The 23,033-nt window shown below is 68.3% G+C and carries 21 protein-coding genes and 1 tRNA gene; 12 read left to right on the top strand and 10 right to left on the bottom strand.

The window, feature by feature from the left end:
• Positions 1-4: 4 nt before the first annotated feature.
• From yidC to rpmH, 4 genes are all read right to left on the bottom strand, one after another.
• A complete protein-coding gene (gene yidC, locus FH608_RS06550; protein WP_139629420.1) occupies positions 5-928 on the bottom strand; it encodes a membrane protein insertase YidC in 924 nt (307 codons plus the stop codon).
• 4 nt (positions 929-932) lie between these two features.
• Positions 933-1,214, bottom strand: coding sequence for a membrane protein insertion efficiency factor YidD (gene yidD / locus FH608_RS06545; protein ID WP_139629418.1), 282 nt, complete (start codon positions 1,212-1,214; stop codon positions 933-935).
• On the bottom strand, positions 1,211-1,573 hold the full coding sequence (rnpA, locus tag FH608_RS06540) for a ribonuclease P protein component (protein ID WP_139629416.1): 363 nt from the start codon (positions 1,571-1,573) through the stop codon (positions 1,211-1,213). The genes yidD and rnpA overlap by 4 nt, the downstream gene beginning before the upstream one ends.
• A 62-nt stretch (positions 1,574-1,635) precedes the next feature.
• Positions 1,636-1,773, bottom strand: a complete 138-nt coding sequence (gene rpmH, locus FH608_RS06535) for a 50S ribosomal protein L34 (protein ID WP_020547366.1) — start codon at positions 1,771-1,773, stop codon at positions 1,636-1,638.
• 463 nt (positions 1,774-2,236) lie between these two features.
• Here rpmH and dnaA point away from each other — a divergent pair, with 463 nt between their 5' ends.
• The 9 genes from dnaA (at position 2,237) to FH608_RS06490 (ending at position 13,978) form a co-directional block, all read left to right on the top strand.
• The gene (dnaA, locus tag FH608_RS06530) at positions 2,237-3,814 is read left to right on the top strand and encodes a chromosomal replication initiator protein DnaA (RefSeq protein WP_139629414.1); all 1,578 of its coding nucleotides are present in this window, start codon (positions 2,237-2,239) and stop codon (positions 3,812-3,814) included.
• Between the two features lie 528 nt (positions 3,815-4,342).
• Positions 4,343-5,482 carry a DNA polymerase III subunit beta gene (gene dnaN, locus FH608_RS06525; protein WP_139629412.1) on the top strand — a complete coding sequence of 380 codons (1,140 nt, stop codon included), beginning with the start codon at positions 4,343-4,345 and terminating at the stop codon, positions 5,480-5,482.
• 45 nt (positions 5,483-5,527) lie between these two features.
• Positions 5,528-6,475: a phosphogluconate dehydrogenase (NAD(+)-dependent, decarboxylating) gene (gene gnd / locus FH608_RS06520; protein ID WP_139629410.1), complete on the top strand. Its 948-nt coding sequence runs from the start codon at positions 5,528-5,530 to the stop codon at positions 6,473-6,475.
• Positions 6,476-6,539: 64 nt separating this feature from the next.
• Complete coding sequence (gene recF / locus FH608_RS06515; RefSeq protein ID WP_139629408.1) at positions 6,540-7,784, top strand: DNA replication/repair protein RecF; 1,245 nt, start codon at positions 6,540-6,542, stop codon at positions 7,782-7,784.
• A complete protein-coding gene (locus FH608_RS06510; RefSeq protein ID WP_226899067.1) occupies positions 7,774-8,274 on the top strand; it encodes a DUF721 domain-containing protein in 501 nt (166 codons plus the stop codon). The genes recF and FH608_RS06510 overlap by 11 nt, the downstream gene beginning before the upstream one ends.
• Positions 8,275-8,612: 338 nt before the next feature.
• Positions 8,613-10,556 (top strand): DNA topoisomerase (ATP-hydrolyzing) subunit B, encoded by a 1,944-nt coding sequence (gene gyrB, locus FH608_RS06505; protein WP_139629406.1) that lies wholly within the window; start codon positions 8,613-8,615, stop codon positions 10,554-10,556.
• A 12-nt stretch (positions 10,557-10,568) separates the two neighbouring features.
• Positions 10,569-13,067, top strand: a complete 2,499-nt coding sequence (gene gyrA, locus FH608_RS06500; RefSeq protein ID WP_139629405.1) for a DNA gyrase subunit A — start codon at positions 10,569-10,571, stop codon at positions 13,065-13,067.
• Positions 13,068-13,070: 3 nt separating this feature from the next.
• The gene (locus FH608_RS06495; protein WP_139629403.1) at positions 13,071-13,766 is read left to right on the top strand and encodes a DUF3566 domain-containing protein; all 696 of its coding nucleotides are present in this window, start codon (positions 13,071-13,073) and stop codon (positions 13,764-13,766) included.
• 138 nt (positions 13,767-13,904) lie between these two features.
• Positions 13,905-13,978, top strand: a tRNA-Ile gene (locus tag FH608_RS06490).
• 67 nt (positions 13,979-14,045) lie between these two features.
• Here the strand turns inward: FH608_RS06490 and FH608_RS54305 are convergent.
• The gene (locus tag FH608_RS54305) at positions 14,046-14,180 is read right to left on the bottom strand and encodes a hypothetical protein (protein WP_394367660.1); all 135 of its coding nucleotides are present in this window, start codon (positions 14,178-14,180) and stop codon (positions 14,046-14,048) included.
• Positions 14,161-14,529, bottom strand: a complete 369-nt coding sequence (locus FH608_RS53755; RefSeq protein ID WP_264372878.1) for a hypothetical protein — start codon at positions 14,527-14,529, stop codon at positions 14,161-14,163. Before FH608_RS53755 ends, FH608_RS54305 begins: the two co-directional genes overlap by 20 nt.
• A gap of 1,032 nt (positions 14,530-15,561) precedes the next feature.
• Here FH608_RS53755 and FH608_RS06475 point away from each other — a divergent pair.
• Complete coding sequence (locus FH608_RS06475) at positions 15,562-15,903, top strand: hypothetical protein (RefSeq protein WP_139629397.1); 342 nt, start codon at positions 15,562-15,564, stop codon at positions 15,901-15,903.
• Between the two features lie 293 nt (positions 15,904-16,196).
• On the opposite strand, the gene FH608_RS06470 is transcribed toward FH608_RS06475, so the two are convergent.
• Both FH608_RS06470 and FH608_RS06465 read right to left on the bottom strand, forming a co-directional pair.
• The gene (locus FH608_RS06470) at positions 16,197-16,694 is read right to left on the bottom strand and encodes a nucleoside deaminase (protein WP_139629395.1); all 498 of its coding nucleotides are present in this window, start codon (positions 16,692-16,694) and stop codon (positions 16,197-16,199) included.
• Positions 16,695-16,711: 17 nt separating this feature from the next.
• On the bottom strand, positions 16,712-17,593 hold the full coding sequence (locus FH608_RS06465; protein WP_139629896.1) for a PhzF family phenazine biosynthesis protein: 882 nt from the start codon (positions 17,591-17,593) through the stop codon (positions 16,712-16,714).
• A gap of 66 nt (positions 17,594-17,659) precedes the next feature.
• Between FH608_RS06465 and FH608_RS06460 the strand changes: the two genes are divergently transcribed.
• On the top strand, positions 17,660-18,160 hold the full coding sequence (locus FH608_RS06460; protein ID WP_226899066.1) for an Lrp/AsnC family transcriptional regulator: 501 nt from the start codon (positions 17,660-17,662) through the stop codon (positions 18,158-18,160).
• Between the two features lie 30 nt (positions 18,161-18,190).
• Here FH608_RS06460 and FH608_RS06455 read toward each other — a convergent pair whose 3' ends face one another.
• Positions 18,191-19,051, bottom strand: a complete 861-nt coding sequence (locus FH608_RS06455; RefSeq protein WP_139629393.1) for a TIGR03619 family F420-dependent LLM class oxidoreductase — start codon at positions 19,049-19,051, stop codon at positions 18,191-18,193.
• Positions 19,052-19,149: 98 nt separating this feature from the next.
• Positions 19,150-19,587: an ATP-binding protein gene (locus tag FH608_RS06450; protein WP_139629391.1), complete on the bottom strand. Its 438-nt coding sequence runs from the start codon at positions 19,585-19,587 to the stop codon at positions 19,150-19,152.
• Positions 19,588-19,834: 247 nt separating this feature from the next.
• On the opposite strand from FH608_RS06450, the gene FH608_RS06445 reads away from it, so the two are divergent.
• Positions 19,835-22,975: a BTAD domain-containing putative transcriptional regulator gene (locus tag FH608_RS06445; protein ID WP_317135549.1), complete on the top strand. Its 3,141-nt coding sequence runs from the start codon at positions 19,835-19,837 to the stop codon at positions 22,973-22,975.
• Positions 22,976-23,033: the final 58 nt, after the last annotated feature.

Below are 23,033 nucleotides of genomic sequence, written 5' to 3'. Positions count from 1 at the left end.
GTGTTCAAGACTTCTTGCTGCCGGTGCGCTTGCTGCGGGACTGCCGGCTTGGCTGCTGCCTAATGATCTTAGGCTCAGGCGGGGGCGGAGGAGCCTGCTCTTCCGGCGTGGTCTTCCGGATCTTGGCGATCAGGCCGGGCTTCGGCTGCACGGGGATGGCGTTGCCCTTGGCGTCGAACTGCGGCATCGGGTGCCGGCTGTAGAACCAGTGCTGCTGGCCGAGCGTCCACAGGTTGGTGGTGACCCAGTAAAGGATGAGACCGAGCGGGAAGTTCAGGCTGAAGAAGGCGAACAGCGGCGAGATGTACATCAGGATCTTCTGCTGCTGCGCCATGGGGTTGTCCGGCATCTGTGCCATGGAGCGGGTGACGCTCTGCCGGACGGTGAGGAACGTGGTGCACGAGCTGATCGCCACGAAGATGCCGATGACGATCTTCTGGCTGACGTCGGGCGCCTCGAAGAAGGTCGCGGGCAGCGGGGCGCCCAGGATGGAGGCCTGTTTGGCGCTGTCGACGAGCTCCTGCGACATCCCGAACTTCGCCTGGTCCGCCGCGATGGCCCGGAGCACGGTGAACATCGAGATGAAGATCGGGAACTGGGCGACGACGGGCAGGCAGCCACCGAGCGGGTTGGCGCCCGCTCCCTGGTACAGCGCCATGACCTCTTGGTTCATGCGCTGCTTGTCGTTCTTGTAGCGCTTGCGTATCTCCTGAACCTTGGGCGCCAGCTCCTGCATCTTGCGCGAGGACCGCATCTGCTTGAGGAACAGCGGGAAGATGAGGATCCGCATGCAGACGGTCAGCGTGATGATGGTGAGCGCCCAGGTCAAACCGCTGTTGGGGTCGAGGACCGTGCTGTACGCCTGGTGGATCCAGGTGATGACATAGGCGACGGCTGTGTACAGCCAGTTGAGCCAGGACAGCTCCACCGAGCTATCTCCCTTGCGTTTCGTGGGACCGGACCGGGCGTGGGGGCACCGGGTCTATACCTCCGGGATGGAATGGGTGGCACCGCCCGATGCGCCGGACAGTCAGCCAGGTGCCGCGCAGTGCTCCGTGCGTGGCGATCGCCTCAAGCCCGTACGCACTGCACGACGGGTAGAAACGGCAGCGTGGGCCGAGCATCGGGCTGATGAAGGCCCGGTAGAACCGGATCGGGATGATCAGCGCCCGAGCTGCGAGGCTCGGCGTCACCCCTTGCGGCTGCTCCGTCATTTTCGTCCACCCGTCGAGGACTCGCGCCGCCTGAGCAAACGTTCCAGCGCGGAGTCGAGCTCGGCGGCCAGGTGCTCGAATCGCGCGGACGCGGCCGGTGGATTGGCGCGTACCACCAGCAGGCTACCTCGCGGCAGCCGGTCGAGACGGTCTCGCATCAGGTGTCTGAGCCGTCGTTTGACCGTGTTCCGTGTCACGGCGCCGCCGACGGCCTTGCTCACTACGAAACCCACCCGAGGAGACTCTTCCCCCGAAATGGCAAAATGCACCACCAAGGTGGGCCGACCCGCGCGCTTGCCGCGCCGGACGGCCGTGTTGAACTCCTCCCCGCGCCGCATGCGGGATTGCCGTGACAGCACCGTATATGCCTATCGCCCGCCGGTGAGATCCACCGGCGGGCCGACTATCAGGCGCGGGACGGTCAGGCCGACAGCTTCTCGCGACCCTTGCGGCGGCGGGAGGCGAGGATGGCGCGGCCGGCCCGGGTGCGCATCCGCAGCCGGAAGCCGTGGGTCTTCGCGCGGCGACGGTTGTTCGGCTGGAAAGTACGCTTGCTCACGGGTGGGCTCCAGGCTTGAAGGTGCGCCGCAAGGGCGCTTACACACATGGATGGCCTGCCAGGGAAGCGAGGGCATGCGAAATAGCCGTCGCATGACAAGCCGACCGTCGTACGTTACGGGGCGAGGACCGTCCAGGTCAAACTGAACGGGTTATCCACCTTTCCACAGGCGACTTTTCCACCGCCACGCCTGCGTCCACAGGAGTGCACCCAGCTACCACTAGGCTGTGGACAACGTCTTGAACACGGCTGTGGACAAAGATACTGTCGGCCCTTCTGGGCCCGCTCAAGGCCTGTGCACAAGTTCCAGACCTGTGCACAACCTGTGGATCTCCTGTGGAGGACCTGGGTGAGAAGCTCGACCCCCACGCTGTGGACGAAGGTCTCACCGAGCGTGGCGATCGGCCGAGCATGTGGATAACGACCGCGGGGGGCCGCGAGAGGGAGGAGGGGGAGTCGCGCCATGGACGGTGTCGACCTCGGCACGGTATGGGCGAGGGCGCTGGACAACTTCCTCAACGAGAACGTGTCGGTGCAGCAGCGCACCTGGCTGTCCATGGTGCGCCCGATCGCGCAGGCCAACGACACCATCGTGCTCGGCGTCCCCAACGACTTCCTCAAGGACCTCATCGAGCGCAAGCTGCGCCCGCTCGTGGCGCACGCGCTGTCACAGGAGCTCGGCCAGAACATGCGGCTGGCCGTGATGATCGACACGACGGCGCCCGAGCAGCCGTCGCACGACGGTCATCAACAGCCTGTGACTCAGAGTTATCCCCAGAATGTGGAGAACCAGCAGCGTTACCCACAGCCCCCGCAACCCCAGCACCAGCAGGCATCCGAGCCGCCGCAGTTCTATTCTCCACAGCCGGAGCAGCCTCAGCTGTCCACAGAATATCCACAGCTTGGGTTCTCTTTTGAACAGGCGCAGCCGTACACACCGCCTGTGGAGAAAGAGCCGGAGCCGGCGCAGAACCGGTGGGAAGCGAAGAGCACCAAACCCAGCGAACCCGCCCGGCTCAATCAGAAGTACACATTCGAGACATTCGTCATCGGGGCCAGCAACAGGTTCGCTCACGCGGCGGCCGTGGCGGTGGCCGAATCCCCCGCGAAGGCGTACAACCCTCTCTTCATTTACGGCGACTCCGGGCTGGGGAAGACCCACCTGCTGCACGCGATCGGCCACTACGCGCAGAGCCTGTACGACGGCGCGCGGGTCAGGTACGTCAGCTCCGAGGAGTTCACCAACGACTTCATCAACAGCATCCGCGACCACAAGGCCGACGGCTTCCGCGGGCGCTACCGCGCGATCGACATCCTGCTGGTGGACGACATCCAGTTCCTGGAGGGCAAGGAGCAGACGCAGGAGGAGTTCTTCCACACCTTCAACACCCTCCACAACGCCAACAAGCAGATCGTCATCTCCAGCGACCGCGCCCCCAAGCAGCTGACCACGCTGGAGGACCGGCTGCGCAACAGGTTCGAGTGGGGCCTGATCACCGACGTCCAGCCGCCCGAGCTGGAGACCCGGATCGCGATCCTCAGGAAGAAGGCCATCCAGGAGGGCCTGGCCGCGCCGCCCGAGGTGCTCGAATACATCGCCAGCCGCATCTCCACCAACATCCGCGAGCTTGAGGGCGCCCTGATCAGGGTCACCGCGTTCGCCAGCCTCAACCGGCAGGGCGTGGACCTGCAGCTGGCGGAGGTGGTGCTGAAGGACCTGATCACCTCGGAGTCCGACACCGAGATCACCATCGCCGCCATCATGACCGAGACGGCCCAGTACTTCGGGATCAGCATCGACGACCTGTGCGGCACCTCGCGCAGCCGAGCGCTGGTCAACGCCCGCCAGATCGCGATGTACCTGGCACGGGAGCTGACCGAACTGTCGCTGCCCAAGATCGGCCAGCAGTTCGGCCGCGACCACACCACGGTGATGCACTCGGAGCGGAAGATCCGGTCGCTCATCGCCGAGCGCCGGTCGATGTACAACCAGGTCAACGAGCTGACTTTGCGCATCAAGCGGACATCTCGCGGGGCCTGAACGTCATGCACAGCCTGTGGATAACTCTGTGGAATGCGGAAACGCCGAATCCGGCCCGCTCTTCGCCACACAATGCCCGAATAAATCCCCCACAGGGCCTGGGGACAACGTTGGGGACATCCTGGGGAGAACCCGGGGTCTGCCGTGGATAACCTGTGGACGGCCTGTGAACAGCCGATTTGGGGCTCCAGAAGTAGGTCTCTTACCCCGTGGAAAACCTGTGGAAACCTCGTGGATAACTGGCCTCGGACGGTGGATGAAGGACCCCCGATCTGTGGACGGCCTGTGTGTGAAGTTTCGTCATCCCCAGGCGCGCGAGTTGTCCCCAGGCGTTATCAACAGCCTCAGTGGATGAAAACAGCCCCGCTGATCAGCGAGAACGCCGGTTGTCCACAGTTTCCACAGCCCCTAGTGTGATGACCTCTTATCTCTCTAACAAGGAACTCAAGACCCATAGAGGGTTCTCCCGGAGCTCAGGTGCGGGAGAGTGAACCGTGAATCAACGACGAACCCAGGAGGCTGGTCACCGTGATGTTCCGAATCGAGCGAGACGTCCTCGCTGAGGCGGTGGCATGGACGGCACGCAGCCTTCCGGCGCGTCCGTCGGTGCCCGTGCTCGCCGGCATGCGCCTGGAGGTCACCGAGGAGCAGCAGCTGAAGCTCTCCGGATTCGACTACGAGGTCTCCGCCGAGGTGACGCTCGAACTCCACACCGGCGAGCCCGGCGTGGTGCTGGTCTCCGGCAAGCTGCTCGCCGAGATCACCCGCGCCCTTCCCGCACAGCCTGTGGATTTCGTGGTGGACGGCGCCAAGGCGGTCGTCACGTGCGGCAGCGCGCGATTCACACTCCTCACCATGCCTGTGGAGGACTACCCGTCCCTCCCGGCCATGCCGCCGGCCGCCGGCCGGGTGGGCAGCGACGTGTTCGCCTCGGCCGTCTCCCAGGTCGCCGTCGCCGCGGGCCGTGACGACACCCTGCCGATGCTCACCGGCGTGCGGATGGAGATCGAGGGCGACACGGTGACCCTCGCCGCGACCGACCGCTACCGCCTCGCCGTGCGCGAGCTGAAGTGGCAGCCTGGGCAGCCCGACTTCAACGCCATCGCCATGATCCCCGGCAAGACCCTCGCCGACACCGCCAAGGCGCTCGGCGCGACCGGTGCCGAGGTGGAGATCGCGCTCAGCTCCGCGGGCGGCACCGGCGAGGGCATGATCGGCTTCTCCAGCGCCGGGCGGCGGACCACGACCCGCCTGCTCGACCCCGAGTTCCCCAAGTACCGCTCGCTGCTGCCCACCGAGTTCTCCGCCCGCGCGGACCTGTCCACAGGCCCGTTCGTCGAGGCGGTCAAGCGCGTCGCCCTGGTCGCCGAGCGCAACACCCCGGTACGCCTGGCGTTCAAGAGCGGCGAGGTCGTGCTGGAGGCCGGCAGCGGCGACGAGGCGCAGGCCGTCGAGGCGCTCCCCGTCGACTACGAGGGCGAGGAGATGAACATCGCCTTCAACCACCAGTTCCTGCTGGAGGGCCTGGGGGCCATCGACTCCGACGTCGCGCGGCTCCAGATGACCACATCGACGAAGCCCGCTATCCTCACGGGTGGAAAGCCTGTGGAGGACGGAGCCACCACGGATTACCGCTATCTGATCATGCCCATCCGCCTGTCAGGCTGATCCTGTCATCGGGGATGATGGAAGCCTGACAAGGGGGTAGACAACATGCAGATCGGCATGGTCGGGCTGGGCAAGATGGGCGGCAACATGGCCGAGCGCCTGCGCCGCGGCGGCCACGACGTGGTCGGCTACGACCGCGATCCGGAGATCAGCGACGTGACCAGCCTCAAGGAGCTGGTCGAGCGCCTGCAGGCACCGCGCGTGGTCTGGGTCATGGTCCCCGCGGGCAAGCCCACCCAGTCCACGGTCGACGATCTCGGCGAGCTGCTCGACGCGGGCGACATCGTCGTCGACGGCGGCAACTCCCACTACGGCGACGACCAGAAACACGCCGCCGAGCTGGCGGAGAGGGGCATCGGCTTCGTCGACTGCGGCGTCAGCGGCGGCGTGTGGGGCCTCCAGAACGGCTACGCGCTCATGTGCGGCGGGTCCCAGGCCGACGTCGAGCGGCTGATGCCGATCTTCGACACGCTCAAGCCCGAGGGCGAGGACGGCTTCGTGCACGCCGGCGACGTGGGCGCCGGGCACTTCGCGAAGATGGTCCACAACGGCATCGAATACGGCATGATGCAGGCGTTCGCGGAGGGCTGGGAGCTGCTCGAGGCCTCCGACGTCGTCAAGGACGTCAAGGGCTCGTTCAGCAGCTGGCGCACCGGCACCGTCATCCGCTCCTGGCTGCTCGACCTGCTGGTTCGGGCGCTCGACGACGACGAGCACCTCGACGAGCTGCGCGGTTACGCACAGGACTCCGGTGAGGGCCGGTGGACGGTGCAGGCGGCCGTCGACCACGCGGTGCCGTTGCCGGTCATCACCGCCGCGCTGTACGCCAGGTTCGCCTCGCGCCAGGACGACTCCCCCGCGATGAAGGTCGTGGCCGCGCTGCGCAACCAGTTCGGCGGCCACGCGATCTCCTCGACCGAGGGCAGCACCGGCATGGGCGCCGACGCGCCTGGCGCGGACGTCATCCCGCCGGCGCGCGACCGCGACCGCTAGGTTTTCCACAGGCGAGGCCCGCCGGTGACCACAGCGGCCCCCGGCTCGCACTAACCTCGGTGGGGTGCACGTCGCCCACCTCTCGCTGACCGACTTCCGGTCGTACGCGTCCGTGGAGCTCGGCTTGGAGCCGGGCGTCACGGCGTTCGTGGGGCCCAACGGCCAGGGCAAGACCAACCTGGTCGAGGCCCTCGGCTACGTCGCGACGCACTCCAGCCACCGGGTGTCGAGCGACGCGCCTCTGGTGCGCCAGGGCGCGACGCGGGCGATCGTGCGCTGCGCCGTCCACAGGGAGGACCGGCGTGCGCTGGTCGAGCTGGAGATCAACCCGGGGCGGGCCAACCGCGCCAGGCTCAACCGCTCCCCCGTCTCCAGGGCGCGAGACGTCGTCGGCCTGCTGCGCACGGTGCTGTTCGCCCCCGAGGACCTGGCGCTGTCCAAGGGCGACCCGGCCGAGCGCCGCCGCTTCCTCGACGACCTGCTGGTCGCCAGGGCGCCCAGGTTCGCCGGGGTGCGCGCCGACTACGACCGCGTGCTCAAGCAGCGGGGGGCGCTGCTGCGTACGGCCGCGCAGGCCCGCAGAGGCAGCAGGAGCGCCCGGCGGGCCGAGAGCGACACCGCGTTCGCGGCGGCGGGCGCGGGCGACGTCCTGAGCACTCTGGAGGTCTGGGACGCCCACCTCGCCCGGCACGGCGCGGAGTTGCTGGGGGCCCGGCTGGAGCTCATCGAGGCGCTGCGTCCCCTGGTCGCCGGCTCCTACGCCGCGCTCGCCCCGGGCAGCGCGCCCGCGACGCTGGCGTACCGCAGCACGTTGTCCACAGGTGGGGACACGGATGGGGACGGCCCGGACGGCGAAAACCCCGGTGAGCGGGGATCTTCCGATACACAGACGTTATCCACAGACTTGGGGAAAACCCTTGAAGAGCGGCTGCGGGAGCGGCTATTGGAGGTGCGCTCCGCGGAGCTGGAACGCGGCGTCACGCTCGTCGGCCCGCACCGCGACGACCTGATCCTCGGCCTCGGCGACCTGCCCGCCCGCGGCTACGCCAGCCACGGCGAGTCCTGGTCGTTCGCGCTGGCGCTGCGGCTGGCGGCGTACGACCTGCTGCGGGCCGACGGCGGCGACCCCGTGCTGATCCTCGACGACGTGTTCGCCGAGCTCGACAGCCAGCGCAGGCGCCGCCTCGCCGAGATCGTGGCCCCGGCCGAGCAGGTGCTCATCACCGCGGCCGTGCCGGACGACGTCCCGCCGGAGCTGGCGGGAGCCAGGTTCGACGTCGCCGAAGGGAGCGTGAGCCGTGTCCGCTGACGACAACCCCGCGGCGAGGGGGGCCGCGATGGCCAGGGAGAAGCTCGCCCAGGCCAAGGCCGACGCGGCCAAGCGCGGCCAGCTCCCCCGCCGCGAGCCCAGGCGCAGGGCAGCGGGGCCGCGCAGGGACGGCGGCGACCCGCTGCTTTTCGGACGTGCCATCGCCGACCTCCTGGCCGACCGGGGCTGGGAGCGTCCGGTGGCCGTCGGCGGGGTCTTCGGGCGGTGGATCGACATCGTGGGTCCTGACCTGGCCGCGCACACCAAGCCCGAGTCGTTCGAGGACGGCGAGGTGCTGATCTCGGCCGATTCGACGGCGTGGGCGACGCAGGTGCGGCTGCTCGCGCGCACGCTCGTACGCAGGCTCAACGAGGAGCTCGGACCGGGCACGGTCACGAAAGTCAAGGTCAGAGGCCCGCAGAACGCTCCGAGACCGTCGGGTGGGTTGCGGGTGACCGGAAGCAGGGGCCCGCGCGACACCTATGGATAGCTGGGGCCGGCACGTTCCGAGCCGCCGCGGTTGGGCGCCAGGAGCGATCAGAAAGCCGCAGACGCGCTAAGCCCCCTTTCCGAAGGGGGGATGCTCGGACAGGGGGCAAATCGAGCTAGAGGGCATCACAGGCGCGTTCCTTGCCACCTTCGGGCTCCGGACCCGGTAGAATGAAGACGGATTCCGGACACGTCCGCTTGCGTGTCACCCCGGCAGCAAGCCGACTCCCCTGGGTGACCGCGCATCGGGGCACTCACGACGGTGACGGGCACGGCAGGGGCAGCTTTGCGATTTGATCGCCTCCCCCGCCGCGTGTCCGCGGCAGGAGGATTTTGCAGTTGTCCTACGACGCTAGCTCTATCACCGTACTCGAGGGGCTTGAGGCGGTCCGCAAGCGCCCGGGTATGTATATCGGCTCCACCGGCGAGCGCGGCCTGCACCACCTGGTCTACGAGATCGTGGACAACGCGGTGGACGAGGCTCTCGCAGGCTATGCCAGCAGGATCGACATCACGCTCTTGGCCGACAACGGCGTACGCGTGATCGACAACGGCCGTGGCATCCCCACCGGCATCATGCCGAAGGAGAACCGATCGGCGGTCGAGGTCGTGCTGACCACGCTCCACGCGGGCGGCAAGTTCGACAGCCAGTCCTACGCGGTCTCCGGCGGCCTCCACGGCGTCGGCTCGGCCGTCGTCAACGCGCTGTCGACCGCCATGGACGTCGAGGTCAAGCAGAACGGCTACTACTGGCGCCAGCGCTACGAGCTGTCCAAGCCCCTCGCGCCGCTGGCCAGGGGCGAGGGCACCGACGAGACCGGCACCACGATCACGTTCTGGCCCGACCCCGACGTCTTCGAGACCACCGCGTGGAACTACGAGACGCTCTCGCGGCGCTTCCAGGAGACGGCCTTCCTCAACAAGGGCCTGACGATCACCCTCACCGACGAGCGGCCCGACCACGTCAACGGCGAGGCCCACACCGTCACCTACTGCTACGAGGGCGGCCTGACCGACTTCGTCCGGCACCTCAACACCAAGAAGGAGCCGGCGCACTCGTCGATCGTCTCCTTCGAGGAGGAGGGCGACGGCATCGCGGTCGAGATCGCCATGCAGTGGAACAACTCCTACTCCGAGTCCGTCTACACCTTCGCCAACATGATCAACACGGCGGAGGGCGGCACTCACGAGGAGGGCTTCCGCGCGGCGCTGACGTCGATCGTCAACCGCTACGCCCGCGAGCAGAAGTTCCTCAAGGAGGGCAAGGACGACAACCTCTCCGGCGAGGACGTCCGCGAGGGGCTGACCGCGATCGTCTCGGTGAAGCTGTCCGACCCGCAGTTCGAGGGCCAGACCAAGACCAAGCTGGGCAACACCGAGGCCAAGTCGTTCGTACAGAAGGCCTGCAACGACCACCTGCGCGACTGGTTCGAGCGAAACCCCGGCGAGGCCAAGGACATCATCAACAAGTCGCTGCAGGCCTCGCGCGCCCGCATCGCCGCCCGCCAGGCCCGCGACCTGACCAGGCGCAAGTCGCTGCTCGAGTCGGGCAGCGGCCTGCCCGGCAAGCTGGCCGACTGCCAGTGGAACGACCCGGAGAAGTGCGAGCTGTTCATCGTCGAGGGCGACTCGGCCGGCGGCTCGGCCAAGGGCGGCCGCGACTCGCGCTTCCAGGCGATCCTGCCCATCCGCGGCAAGATCCTCAACGTCGAGAAGGCCCGGATCGACAAGGTCCTCAAGAACAACGAGGTCCAGGCGCTGATCACGGCCCTGGGCACGGGCGTGCACGACGAGTTCGACATCGCGAAGCTGCGCTACCACAAGGTCATCCTCATGGCCGACGCCGACGTCGACGGCCAGCACATCAACACGCTGCTGCTGACGCTGCTGTTCAGGTTCATGAGGCCGCTGATCGAGGCCGGCCACGTCTACCTGTCGTGCCCGCCGCTCTACAAGATCAAGTGGGACCGCAAGGGCGAGGACGCCTCCTACGCCTACTCCGACGCGGAGCGCGACGCGATCATCAACGAGGGCATCGCCAACGGCCGGCCCGACCCGCGGCCGCGCGACAACGTGCAGCGGTTCAAGGGCCTCGGCGAGATGAACGCGAGCCAGCTCTGGGAGACCACGATGAACCCCGAGACCCGGCTGCTGCGCCTGGTCACGCTCGACGACGCCGCGCAGGCCGACGACCTGTTCAGCGTGCTCATGGGCGAGGACGTGGAGGCCCGGCGCGAGTTCATCATCCGCAACGCCCGCGACGTGCGCTTCCTCGACGTTTAAGGACATTTACCTGTGACGGACGTGAACACCACTCCCCCGGCCGACCGCATCGAGCCGGTGGACATCCAGTCCGAGATGCAGCGCAGCTACATGGACTACGCGATGTCGGTCATCGTGTCCAGGGCGCTGCCGGACGTCCGCGACGGTCTCAAACCGGTGCACCGGCGGGTGCTCTACGCGATGTACGACGGTGGCTACCGTCCCGACCGCGGCTACTTCAAGTGCGCCCGCGTCGTCGGTGACGTGATGGGCACCTACCATCCCCACGGCGACACCTCGATCTACGACGCTCTCGTACGCCTCGCGCAGAGCTGGTCGCTGCGCTACCCGCTGGTCGACGGGCAGGGCAACTTCGGCTCCCCCGGCAACGACCCGGCGGCGGCGATGCGCTACACCGAGTGCAAGCTCGCGCCCATCGCCATGGAGCTGCTGCGCGACATCGACAAGGAGACCGTCGACTTCCGCCCCAACTACGACGGCAAGTCGCAGGAGCCCGACGTCCTGCCGGCGCGCTTCCCGCAGCTGCTGGTCAACGGCTCGGGCGGCATCGCCGTCGGCATGGCCACCAACATCCCGCCGCACAACCTGCGCGAGGTGGCCTCGGCGGTCAAGTGGGCGCTGGAGCACCCCGAGGCGAGCGACGAGGAGCTGCTGGAAGCGGCGATCAAGCTGGTCAAGGGGCCCGACTTCCCGACCAGGGCGCTGATCGTCGGGCGGCGCGGCATCGAGGACGCCTACCGCACCGGCCGCGGCTCCATCACCATGCGCGCCGTGGTCGAGGTCGAGGAGGACAAGGGGCGGCAGGCCCTGGTCGTCACCGAGCTGCCGTACCAGGTCAACCCCGACAACCTGGCGCTCAAGATCGCTGAGCTGGTGCGCGAGGGCAAGCTGACCGGCATCGCCGACGTCCGCGACGAGAGCTCCTCGCGCGTCGGCCAGCGCCTGGTGATCGTGCTCAAGCGCGACGCGGTCGCCAAGGTCGTGCTCAACAACCTGTACAAGCACACCCAGCTCCAGGACACCTTCGGCGCCAACATGCTGGCGCTGGTCGACGGCGTGCCCCGCACGCTCCGGCTCGACCAGTTCGTCCGGCACTACGTGGCCCACCAGATCGAGGTCATCGTCCGCAGGACCCGCTACCTCCTGCGCAAGGCCGAGGAGCGGGCGCACATCCTGCGCGCGCTGCTGAAGGCCCTGGAGCGGCTCGACGAGGTCATCGCCCTCATCCGGGCCTCCGAGTCCGCCTCGCACGCCCAGCAGGGCCTCATGGCGCTCCTGGAGATCGACGAGGTGCAGGCGCAGGCCATCCTCGACATGCAGCTGCGCAAGCTGGCCGCCCTGGAGCGGCAGGCCATCCAGGACGAGTTCGACGCCCTGATGACGCAGATCGCCGAGTACAACGCGATCCTGGCCAGCGAGAGCCGCCAGCGCGAGATCATCAACGAGGAGCTCGCCGAGATCGTCGGCCGCTACGGCGACGACAGGAAGACCGAGATCGTCGCCTACGACGGCGACATGTCGATCGAGGACCTCATCGCCGAGGACGAGATCGTCGTCACGATCACCAGGGGCGGCTACGCCAAGCGCACCCGTACCGACCTCTACCGGGCGCAGAAGCGCGGCGGCAAGGGCGTGCGCGGCGCCCAGCTGCGCCAGGACGACATCGTCGACCACTTCTTCGTCACCACGACGCACCACTGGCTGCTGTTCTTCACGAACAAGGGGCGCGTCTACCGGGTCAAGGCGTACGAGCTGCCCGACGCCGGGCGCGACGCGCGCGGCATGCACCTCGCCAACCTGCTCGCCATGCAGCCGGACGAGACGGTCATGGAGGTCCTCGACCTGCGCGACTACCACGTCGCCCCCTACCTCGTGCTCGCCACCCGCAGCGGGCTGGTCAAGAAGACCCGGTTGTCGGAGTACGACTCCCCCAGGTCCGGCGGCCTGATCGCGATCAACCTGCGGGAGGACGACGAGGTCATCGGAGCCCGCCTGGTCTCCGAGCACGACGATCTGCTGCTGGTCTCAAAGGGAGCCCAGTCGATCAGGTTCACCGCCTCCGACGAGGCGCTGCGGCCCATGGGCCGGGCGACCAGCGGAGTGATCGGCATGAGGTTCCTCGAAGGCGACGAACTTCTCGCCATGAATCGGATCGCCGACGGTCAAGACGTGCTTATCGCCACTAAGGCTGGGTACGCAAAACGGACGCCAGTGGAGCAGTATCCAGTTCAAGGACGTGGCGGTAGGGGCGTGCTGACTGCGAAAATCGTGTCTTCCCGTGGCAAGCTGGTCGGAGCCGTCATGGTCAACCCAGAGGACGAGGTCTTCGCGATCACGTCTGCCGGCGGGGTGATCCGGACGAGTGCCGGCGAGATCAAGCAGTCCGGCCGCCAGACCATGGGAGTGCGATTGATGAATCTCGCTGAAGGCGACAGCGTGGTGGCCCTCGCCCGAAACGCGGAGTCGATGGAGACTTCTGTGGAAACTGTGGAAGACGGGGGAGGAGAGTAGTCCATGAGCGCCCAGGGTGGCCCCGCCAGGACAAAGGCGGCTTCGGGTAACGGACAACAACCGAAGAAGCCCAACCAGACCGAAATATTCGGCGCGGTCGATGACGGCAGGGACACGACTCCCGCGCAGCCCAATCCCGGCCCAGCCCGGGACGAGGCGCGGTCGTCGGCTCCCGCGCCCGCGTCCTCGCCGTCGCCCGCCTCGCCCCCCGAGGGCAACGACACGGTACGCGTCCGTCCCTCGCTGGCCACGGAGGCACCTCCGCCCGCCGTCGAGTTGCCCAAGAAGAAGAAGTCGTCCAACTCGGCGGGGGCCCGGCTCCCCCGCAAGGCGCACCTGGTCCTGCGCCGCGTCGAGCCGTGGTCCGCCATGAAGTTCAGCTTCGTGGTGTCCCTGGTCTGCTTCGTGGTGCTGTTCGTGGCGGTGGCCGTCCTGTACGGCGTGCTGTCGGCCCTGGGCGTGTTCGACTCGATCGTCGACCTGGTCAACCAGCTCGGCCAGGGCGAGCAGGGCCAGAGCTCGATCCCCATCGACATCGCCTCGTGGTTCGAGCCGGTGCGGATCCTCGGCTACACCGCGCTGCTCGGTGCGGTGAACGTCGTCCTGATCACGGCGCTTTCCACGCTGGGGGCGGTCATCTACAACATCGCCTCCGACCTCGTGGGGGGCGTCGAGGTGACCTTCAGCGAGGCCGAGTGAAGGCCGGCTAGACGCGGCGCCCGCGCCGTCCCGGCACGACCGGGACGGCGCGAGTAGCCCGCCGGAGGCGGTAAGCTTTCCTCATCCGAACAACCAGTTCGCCTCCTTCCTGCGGATGCGATAACGTTCGGTGTGCGCGGGGCTATAGCTCAGTCGGTTAGAGCGCTTCCCTGATAAGGAAGAGGTCCCAGGTTCAAGTCCTGGTAGCCCCACCCAGCAGAAACGCCCCGAAGCGATCAAGCTCCGGGGCGTTTTACTGCAACCGGTACTGCAGCGGGCTCACTCAAACAGCTTGTTGACCATCCTGATCGCGTTTTCCCGGCTCTCGCCGTCGCCGTGGGTGTAGATCTCCATCGTGACCGAGATCCTGCTGTGCCTGAGGATCTCCATGGCGTCACGTGGCGCGACGCCCAGTTTCTTGAGCAGCGAGGCAGCGGTGTGCCTCAGGTCGTGTACTCGGATCGGGGCGGAGGTTCACTGATTTGACGATCCGGGTGAAGGAGCGCGCGAGATTACGGGGTTCGATGTGGAGTCCTGATCTTGTGGTGAAGACCAGCCCTGTGTCCGTCCAGTGCTCCCCCGCCTGCTCGCGCATGATCTCTTGCCCTCGCCGCTGAACCTCCAGCGCTTCCCGGACGATGCCGAGCAGCGGAAGTGATCGCTTGCCGGCGTTGGTCTTCACCGGCCCGTGGTGCAGTTCCCTGCCCACTCGGACGAGCTGGCGCCGGATGTCCACGTGTCCCTCGTCAAAGTCCACGTCCATCCAGCGAAGTCCGAGGGCTTCGCTTCGCGGCGCAGACCGTACACCAGGAGCCAGCACGAAGGCCGGGTAAAGCTGATCGGCGCGTGCTGCTCGCAGGAAGCTCCGCGCCTCGTCGGCCGTCCACGGACGGTTGCGCTGAGGATCGAGCGGGGGACGGACTGGAGCCGGGCTGCATCGACAGCGTGAGGTAGGTGTACGGGTTGAGGCTGCTCATGCCGCCCCCTGCTGCGTCATCGTGGTCGGCGGTCAGGGCGCGGTAGGTGCGCTCGACCGAGCGGGCGTAGCGGGCGGCCTCGTGGGCGAGCTGGCGCGCGAACATCAGGTCGTCTGCGGTCACGAGTCCTCAGGTGGTGACCAGGACGCAGGCGGCTCCGAAGTCGAGCGCCAGCACGGGCTCACGGTGGCCGTAAGGGTGGAGTAGGTCCGGGCGGTCCGGCCGGTGGTCAGCCGGATCACGGTTCTTCTCGCATGGCCTGATCCAGGGCAGCGCTGAGGGTGACCTTCATTTCATAGACCGTCCCGACCGAGTGACCGGCGGCGATCCGCTACGGAAGGCCACGCCGCGACCGGTCGAGGGCCTCTACTAGCTTGCCGCGCACCTCCTCCCGAGGCTTGCCGTTCTTGCGGACCCGCTTGTAGGTGCCGTCCGGAGCCAGGACGAAGGCAGCGCCTTACCATCGACCGTCTTTCCGCTGGTAGATGGTGCCTTCGCCGTTCGCTCGTATGCTCTTATTGGGCTTCATGCCGCCTCCTCCCTGAGCTGAGACACGTACGCATCAACGGGTGCCAAGGGCACGCGCCGGACGACGGCCGATCTTGCAGGACTCCAGGTCGCCGGCCCTGATCAGGTAATGGATCGGCCGTCGACTCAGCCCGAGAACCCTCAACACTTCGGGTACCTTCAGGAGTCGTTTTCCAGCGAGGAGCTCCAGCTTGTCTCCTGGTCCTTGGCGCGCTTGCCCTTCGGTTGGACGAGGCAAATGGGAAGATCGGGCAGGCGGATGAAGTGCAGGAACGTAGTATGTTCACGTCGTGGCTGAGTCCGAGGAAATCATCAATGCCGTGTTCGAAGATTGGGCCGTGACTCTCGATGGGACAATCGAGGAGCTGACATCCCAGATCTTGACTGGCGATTATGGAGTCACCCCCGACCCCGAGAAGCCCGAGGACACGCGCAACAAGCTCCAATGGCTGCTCCGGCGTGAACTCACCTCGATGATGTTCGGCTACTGCGTAACGATCAATGGCGGAAGTCCCAGCGCAGAAACGGGCATGGTTCGTCTGGTAGATGAGAACGGCACCGACCATACGTCGCTCGGCTTGCACAGCGCATTCTTGGGCTACCTCGACTCCACCGGGCGACCCACCGTCTGACACCTGACGGCGACGAGGACGGCAACGTCCCTGCACCAGGACTGATTCAGCCGCCGACGCTGGCATCTTCCGTGGCGAGAGCCGTACGACACGGTGAATGATCGTGCTGACAGTCCCAGGTTCGAGTCATGGGAACTCCACCCAGCGTCCGCCCCGGGGGAACGCCCCATCGATCGGATGACGCCGGCGGCTGCGGGCTGGATCCATGATCTACAGGGTGGGCATGCGTTCAGGGCTCCGCACCCGCCGATTTGGAACCGCAGCCACTCCGGGGTCAGTGTGCGCCGCCTGAATCAGGCGCGACGTTCGGCCGCCCGGGTGTGCAAATCCCGCATCTGCTTGTCGAGAGGCGGCACCGGGCCTGTGACGGCGATGCCGGGTGCGATCTCAGAGATCGGGAGGCTCCGCACGGGTGAGGCGGGGCGTCCGAGCTCGGCGCGCCAGCCGGCGAGTTGGGCGGCGGAGTGGATGTAGACGATCCGGCCCAGTCCGACCCAGGCGTGCGCCGCCGAGCACATCGGGCAGTGCTCTCCCGAGGTGTACATCGTCGCGGTCGATCGTTGGCGTGGGGTGAGGTTCGTTGCCGCCCACCGGGACAGGGCGAGCTCGGGGTGGGCGGTCGGGTCGGCGGTGGTGGTCTCGCGGTTGCGGTCCTCGGCGAGGACGGCTCCGTCGGCGTCGGCGAGGACGGATCCGAAGGGGTCATCGCCCGCGTCGAGGGCCTCGGCGGCGAGTTGGATGCAGCGGCGCAGATGCGTCAGGTCGGTGGGTGTGAGGTCGTCGGCGTTCATCGTGGTCGCTCCCGGTTTCATGCGAGCCTGAGCTCTCCGCGGCCCGTGACGATGCCGGAGCCGGAGATCCGTACGCGGTCTCCGTCGATCTCGACCTGGATCCGGCTGGGCCGACCGAGCTTGTGGCCCTGTTCGATGATGATCAGGCCCGCGTCGATGCCTCGCGTGCGCGCGAGGAGGGCGGCGAGGGGGCCGGCGGCCGTGCCGGTGGCCGGATCCTCGACGATGCCGACGGTGGGGTTGAAGAACCGGCTGTAGGCGTCCGCCTCGGGATCGCCGGGTGCGGTGGTGTAGACGTAGCACCCTTCGGCGCCCACCTCGGCCAGGATCGCGGCCAGGGCCCGGGAGTCCACGGCGGTGCCGTCGACCGACGGTCGGTCGACCAGCGGGACGAGCAGGTGGGAGACCCCTGTGGAGACGGCCTGCGCCGGTGCGTCGGTGCGCAGTTCCTCGGGCCGGAGTCCGAGTGCGGCAGCCAGGCGGCGTGAGTCCTCGACACTGGGCCCGAACACCGGTGAGGACTGCTCCATCACGACCCGCACACCTTCCCCGTGCGGGCGGACGACCTCGACCGGCAGCACGTCGTCGCCGATCTCCTGCATCAGCGTCCGGGACGGTCCTTCTCCGGTCAGTCCCTGGTCGGCGAGCCACAGCCAGGCGCCGAGCGCGTTGTGCCCGGCTCCGTCGACCTCCGCGCCGATCGGGGTGAACGACCGTAGCCGCCACGCGGCGCCGGGCCGGGTGGGCTGAAGCAGGAAGGTGGTCTCTGATTGGTTGAACTCGCGAGCGATGTCGCGCATCTGGTCCACAGTCAGGCCGTCGGCGTCCGGCACCAGGGCCAGCGGGTTACCGGTGAGCGGGCGTTCGGCGAAGACGTCGACGAAGAAGAACGGTGTCATGGTTGTCACGAGGTCAACGCTATGTAGCCGGTGCGGGATGTCACACACCGAATCGTTCGACCAGCGGTGGAATCGGCGCAGAATCTGCGGCATCCTGCAGGAATGACCAACAGACCGGCCGTGCGGCCGTTGGACGAGGTGGACCGTGCCCTGATCAGCGCTGTCCAGGCCGACGGCCGCGCGACCCTGGCCACGCTCGCCGAGACCATCCGGCTCAGCGTCTCGGCCACCCGGACCCGGCTGCGCTCCTTGGAGGAGCACGCGGTCATCAGGGACTACCGTGCGCGCGTCGAGCCGGAGGCCTTGGGCTACTCCTTGCGCGCGATCGTCCGGATGAAGGTCCACGGTTCGCTGTACGACAAGGTCACCGCCACCCTGGCCGTCCAGCCGCAGATCGTGCGCTGTCTGCGTGTTACCGGAGAGTTCTGCTATGTGATGGAGATCGTCGCCACGGACATGAGCGACCTCGAGAAGATCACTTCCGAGCTGGCCCGTGTCGGGTCCATCACCACGGATCTCATTTACGAGATCGTTGCCGACCGCCCGATCCCGTTGCCACACGACTGAACGCGTGGCCCGGCCGCCCTCCCCTGGCTCTCATTTGCCGAGGCCGAACCGTTCGGCGAACGCGGTCATCTCCATGCGCTGATCGTCGGGCGAGCCGGCGGCGGGGCTCACGACGACGCGGGTCACGCCCTGCGCCGCGAGCTCCTCGACCCGTTCCGGCTCCATGTCCATCGACCCCCATCGCGTGTACTCGAGCGCGTCCGGGTCGCGTCCGGCCGCGGCGGCGGTCGAGCGGGCGAGATCCAGCTGGGCGCGGCGCTCCTCCGCGGACAGCGCTCCGCCGGGGAAGAATCCGTCGCCTCGCAGCCCGGCACGGCGCGCTGCCGCCCGGCTCGATCCGCCGATGTGGATGGGCAGGTGTGCGAGGCCGTGCGGCTTCGGGTAGATGCACACGTTGTCGAACGAGAAGAACTCCCCGTCGAAGCTGACACCGTTCTCGTCCCCGCCCCACAGCAGCCGGAGCACGTCGATCGCCTCGTCGGCGCGCCGACCGCGGGTGGCGAAGTCGACTCCGAAAGCGCTCGCCTCGCCGGGCAGGGAGCCGAGTCCTACCGTCAGCAGCCGCATCCGGCCCTTGGACAGCGCGTCGATGGTGGCCAGGCGCTTGGCGAGGATGACCGGATGATGGTACGGCAGGAGCAGCACGGCCGTGCCGAGCAGGATCCGGTCGGTGGCCGCGGCCATGAAGCTCAGGCAGTCCAGCGGGTCGACGAAAGGCAGATCGGGCGGGAACTGGAAGCTACCGAAGCCGGCACCGGGGTAGAGGACGATGTGTTCCGGCATGTAGAGGGCCTCGAAGCCGCATTCCTCGGCGTGCCGGGCGAAGGCCACGATCCCGTCGGGATCAACCGCGCCGTAGTAGGCGGTGCTGTAACTGATCGCGAACTTCACTGCGGTTCTCCAGCCATCGACGCGAGCTCCGTTGCGATTACCGTAGAAGCTTGACACCGGTGGCAAGGCAAATCGGTACGGCCTGCTCGGCGACAGTGTCATGCGGCCATCTCCCCCATGACCGGAATGCCGGTGCAGGCGCAGCCGATCTCGCACCAGACCCTGGTGCGGTTCCGGTCGTGGGTGATGCCCCAGTCGCGCGAGAGGTTGTCGACCAGGAGCAGGCCGCGTCCCCGCGTGGCCTCCTGACCTCCCCGGCCGAGCTGCGGCGCGCCGGCTCCGCCTGGGTCTTCGACCTCGATGTGGACGGCGTCCGCGACGTGGACGACGCGCACTCTGATCCGGCCGTGACGGTCGGCGGTGGAGTGCTCGACAGCGTTCGCCGCCAGTTCGGACGCCGCCAGGAGCACCTCGTCCGCGCATGGGTGGCTGGCCACGACGCCGGCCGCGAACTGGCGAACGCGCCGGACCTCTTCCAGCATGGCCGGGAACTCCCGTGTGTGGCCATCTCCTGAGGACCCGAGCTTCGTGACCATCTCGAGGCTCCCTCCGGCTCAAGGACCGGCTTACGGCGGCGGGACGAGCGCTGCGGTTCCGACGCCCGCCGTACGCGAGCCGACCTGTGCTGTTCCTTCGCTTTCCAGACTGCCTGCAGCGCCTTTCGAACCGCTGTCGGAACGGTGGTCAGAGGTGTCGGTTCGCTGTCGGTAACGGCGCTAACCTGGGAATATGCGCTTCGGGGTGTTGGGCCCTGTGCAGGTGTGGACGGCCGAGGGTGAAACGGTGGCGGTCCCGGAGAAGAAGGTGCGCGCGCTGCTCGCCGACCTGCTCGCGCACCAGGGCCGTTCCGTCCCCGCCGACCGCCTCATCGACGATCTGTGGGGGGACGACCTGCCCGCCAACCCCGCCGGCGCTCTGCAACTGAAGGTGTCGCGGCTGCGGCACGCACTGGAGCAGGCAGAGGCGGGCGCTCAGGATCTCGTCGTGTCCCGCCCGCCCGGATACCTGCTCAAGGTCGAGCAGGAGGCGACGGACGCCGGTCGCTTCGCCGCGCTGGCCTCCCAGGCGCAGGAGACCAAGGATCCCCGGGCCGGCGCCGCGCTGCTGACGCAGGCGCTGGAGCTGTGGCGCGGACCGGCCTTCGCCGACTTCGCCGACCAGGACTTCGCCCGGGGGGCCGCCGAACGTCTGGAAGAGCAGCGCCTGGCCGCCGTGGAAGTCCTGGCCGAGGCCCGTCTCGAACTCGGCGAACACGTCATGCTGGTCGGCGAGCTGAGCGACCTGGTGGACCGCCATCCCCTGCGCGAGCGGCTACGCGCGCTGCACATGCGCGCGCTCTACCGCGCGGGACGGCAGGGCGATGCCCTCGCCGCCTACGCGCGGCTACGCGAACAGCTGGCCGAGGAGCTGGGGCTGGACCCCAGCCCGGAGCTGGCCGCTCTGCACCAGGCCATCCTGGAGCAGGATTCGGCGCTGAGCCCGCCGGTTCCGTCGGTCACGCCCGTACGTACCAACCTGCCCACTCCACTCACCAGCCTCATAGGCAGGACCGAGGCGATCGAAGAGCTGCAATGGCTCCTTCGGGCGGGACGGCTCGTGACTCTCACCGGCCCCGGCGGAGTGGGAAAGACCCGGCTGGCCATAGAGACGGCCGGTAGGGCCGGGCCGGACCATCCCGGCGGCGTCTGGCTCGTCGAGCTCGCCGGACACCACCGCGACGAGTCGCCGCCCACGACGGACGCGCTGTCGCGCACCGTCGCCGCAGCTCTGGGCCTCCGTGACGACAACGCCGCGATCGAGGCGTCCGTCTCGCCCAGCGAGCTGCTGGCCAACGCGCTGCGCGCCAAGCGCCTGCTGCTCGTCCTCGACAACTGCGAGCATGTCATCGAATCGGTGGCCAAGCTGGTCGAGCTGCTGCTCAGGGCGGCACCGGATCTGCGGATCCTGGCCACCAGCCGGGAGCCGCTGGCACTCGGCGGGGAGACGGTCTGGCCTGTGCCGCCGCTCGGGCAGAGCGCCGCCGTGGAGCTGTTCAGGCAGCGCGCCGCCGCCGTGGCGCCCACCTTCAGCCTGGACGCGGGCAACGCCCGGCAGATCTCTGAACTGTGCCGTCGGCTCGACGGCATACCCCTGGCGCTGGAACTGGCCGCCACCCGGGTCCCGTCCCTGGGCGTGCGCGAGCTCGTCCGCCGCCTCGACGACCGGTTCAGGCTGCTCGCCACCGGCCGCAGGGACGCTCCGAGGCGCCAGCAGACCCTGCGCGCGACGATCGACTGGAGCTGGGACCTGCTCACCGAGCCCGAGCGGGTCGTCCTGCGGCGGTTGGCCGTCCACGCCGACGGGTGCACCCTCGGGGCGGCGGAAACGATCTGTTCCGGCGCCGAGATCGACCCCGGCAACGTCGTCGACGTGCTGGCCCGCCTCGTCGACCGCTCGCTGATCACCATGACCGAGCACCCCGACGGCCCCCGCTACCGGCTCCTGGAGACGGTGGCCCATTACTGCCGGCAGCGCCTGCGCGAAGCCGGCGAGTTCGATCGCGTGCAGCACCGCTTCCACCAGTACTGCAGGGCGCTGGCCGAACGCGCCGACTCGCGCCTGCGCGGGCACGAGCAGCGCGAATGGCTCGACCGCATGGACCGCGAGAGCGCCAACCTGTGGAGCGCGTTGGACGGCCTGGCGCGCCAGGGCGACTCCACCGGCGCGCTCCAGCTGGCCACCGACCTGGCGTGGTGCTGGTTCCTGCTCGGCCGCCTCGGCCAGGTGCGTAGAGCGCTCGACCGAGCGCTGGAGGCGGACGGCGACGCGCCGGCCGACCTGCGGGCCACTGCCGAGGTCTGGCGGGCCGGCCTGGGCCTGCTGGCCGGCGAAGGCATCGACCGGAAGCTCCGAACCTACGATTGCGACCGGGAGTTCGCCGACATCGAGGACCCGGTGCGGCGGGCCCGGGCGCAGTGGCTCCTCGGCTTCGCCCTGTGCACCAGCACCACCGATCTGGCCGCCAGCGAAGAGCTCGTCAGCCGGGCGCTGGCCGCACTCCGGGAACTCGACGACCGCTGGGGGACGGCCGCCGCGCTCGGCACCGCGGCCGTCCAGGCCATGGTGAGCGGCGACCTGCGGGCTCTCCGGCAGTACGGTGAGCAGAGTGCACGGCTGTTCCGGCAGCTCGGCGACTGCTGGGGCCAGTTGCAGACCATCCGCCCGCTCGCGTACCTGGCCGAGGCCACTGGCGACTACGCGCAAGCCGTCCGGCTCGAGAGCGAAGGACTGCACATGGCCGAAGAGCTGCGGCTCTGGTCCGATGTCGCTGACCGGATCGTCGCGCTCGGCCGGCTCGCCCTGTTGCGCCGTGATTTCGTACAGGCACGGGAGCTGCACGAACGAGCCCAGAGGCTGGCCGTCGAGCAGCATTACGTGACGGGGAAGTTCCACTGCGAAGTGGGTCTCGCCCTCATCGATCGCCGGGAAGGCAAGCTCGACGCCGCTGAGAAGAGGATGGAGCAGATGCTCGACCGGTACCGGCACGTGGCTTTCGCGCAAGGTCCCGCGTTCTTCCTGGCCGAGCTCGGCTTCGTCGCCGAACAGCGTGGCGACGGCGAGACGGCTCTGTCACGGCATCTGGACGGCCTCTCCTACGCGGAGACCACCGGCGACCCCCGAGCGCTCGCGCTCGCGCTGGAGGGGCTGGCCGGCGCCCAGACCCTGCTCGGACACCATGACCACGCGGCCGGGCTCCTGGGGGCCGCGGACGCTGCCAGGCGCTCTGCCGGAGCGCCCATGCCCGCCGCCGAACGCGGCGACGTCGACCGGATCACCGCCAGGGCACAGGCCGCCCTGGGCGAGGACGCCTTCGCCGCCGAGTTCGACCGCGGCGCCAGGCTGACGCCCGGCGACTGCGTGGCGAGGATGCCGCGCTCGCGATGAACGGGCTACGGCCCGCAGCTCTCGGGAACGGCCACCATGGCGGACGGGTTCGGACGAG

The sequence above is a fragment of the Nonomuraea phyllanthi genome (genome assembly GCF_006334985.2).
Taxonomy (GTDB): domain Bacteria; phylum Actinomycetota; class Actinomycetes; order Streptosporangiales; family Streptosporangiaceae; genus Nonomuraea; species Nonomuraea phyllanthi.
Note: the sequence above shows the minus strand (reverse complement) of the source record. Positions and strands in the feature narration are given on the sequence as shown.

Excerpts from the sequence above, each read along its gene's own strand:
- yidD (WP_139629418.1), bottom strand. The coding sequence starts at position 1,214 with ATGACGGAGCAGCCGCAAGGGGTGACGCCGAGCCTCGCAGCTCGGGCG.
- dnaA (WP_139629414.1), top strand. The coding sequence starts at position 2,237 with ATGGACGGTGTCGACCTCGGCACGGTATGGGCGAGGGCGCTGGACAAC.
- gnd (WP_139629410.1), top strand. The coding sequence starts at position 5,528 with ATGCAGATCGGCATGGTCGGGCTGGGCAAGATGGGCGGCAACATGGCC.
- FH608_RS06495 (WP_139629403.1), top strand. The coding sequence starts at position 13,071 with ATGAGCGCCCAGGGTGGCCCCGCCAGGACAAAGGCGGCTTCGGGTAAC.
- FH608_RS53755 (WP_264372878.1), bottom strand. The coding sequence starts at position 14,529 with ATGGACGTGGACTTTGACGAGGGACACGTGGACATCCGGCGCCAGCTC.
- FH608_RS06470 (WP_139629395.1), bottom strand. The coding sequence starts at position 16,694 with ATGAACGCCGACGACCTCACACCCACCGACCTGACGCATCTGCGCCGC.
- FH608_RS06465 (WP_139629896.1), bottom strand. The coding sequence starts at position 17,593 with ATGACACCGTTCTTCTTCGTCGACGTCTTCGCCGAACGCCCGCTCACC.
- FH608_RS06450 (WP_139629391.1), bottom strand. The coding sequence starts at position 19,587 with ATGGTCACGAAGCTCGGGTCCTCAGGAGATGGCCACACACGGGAGTTC.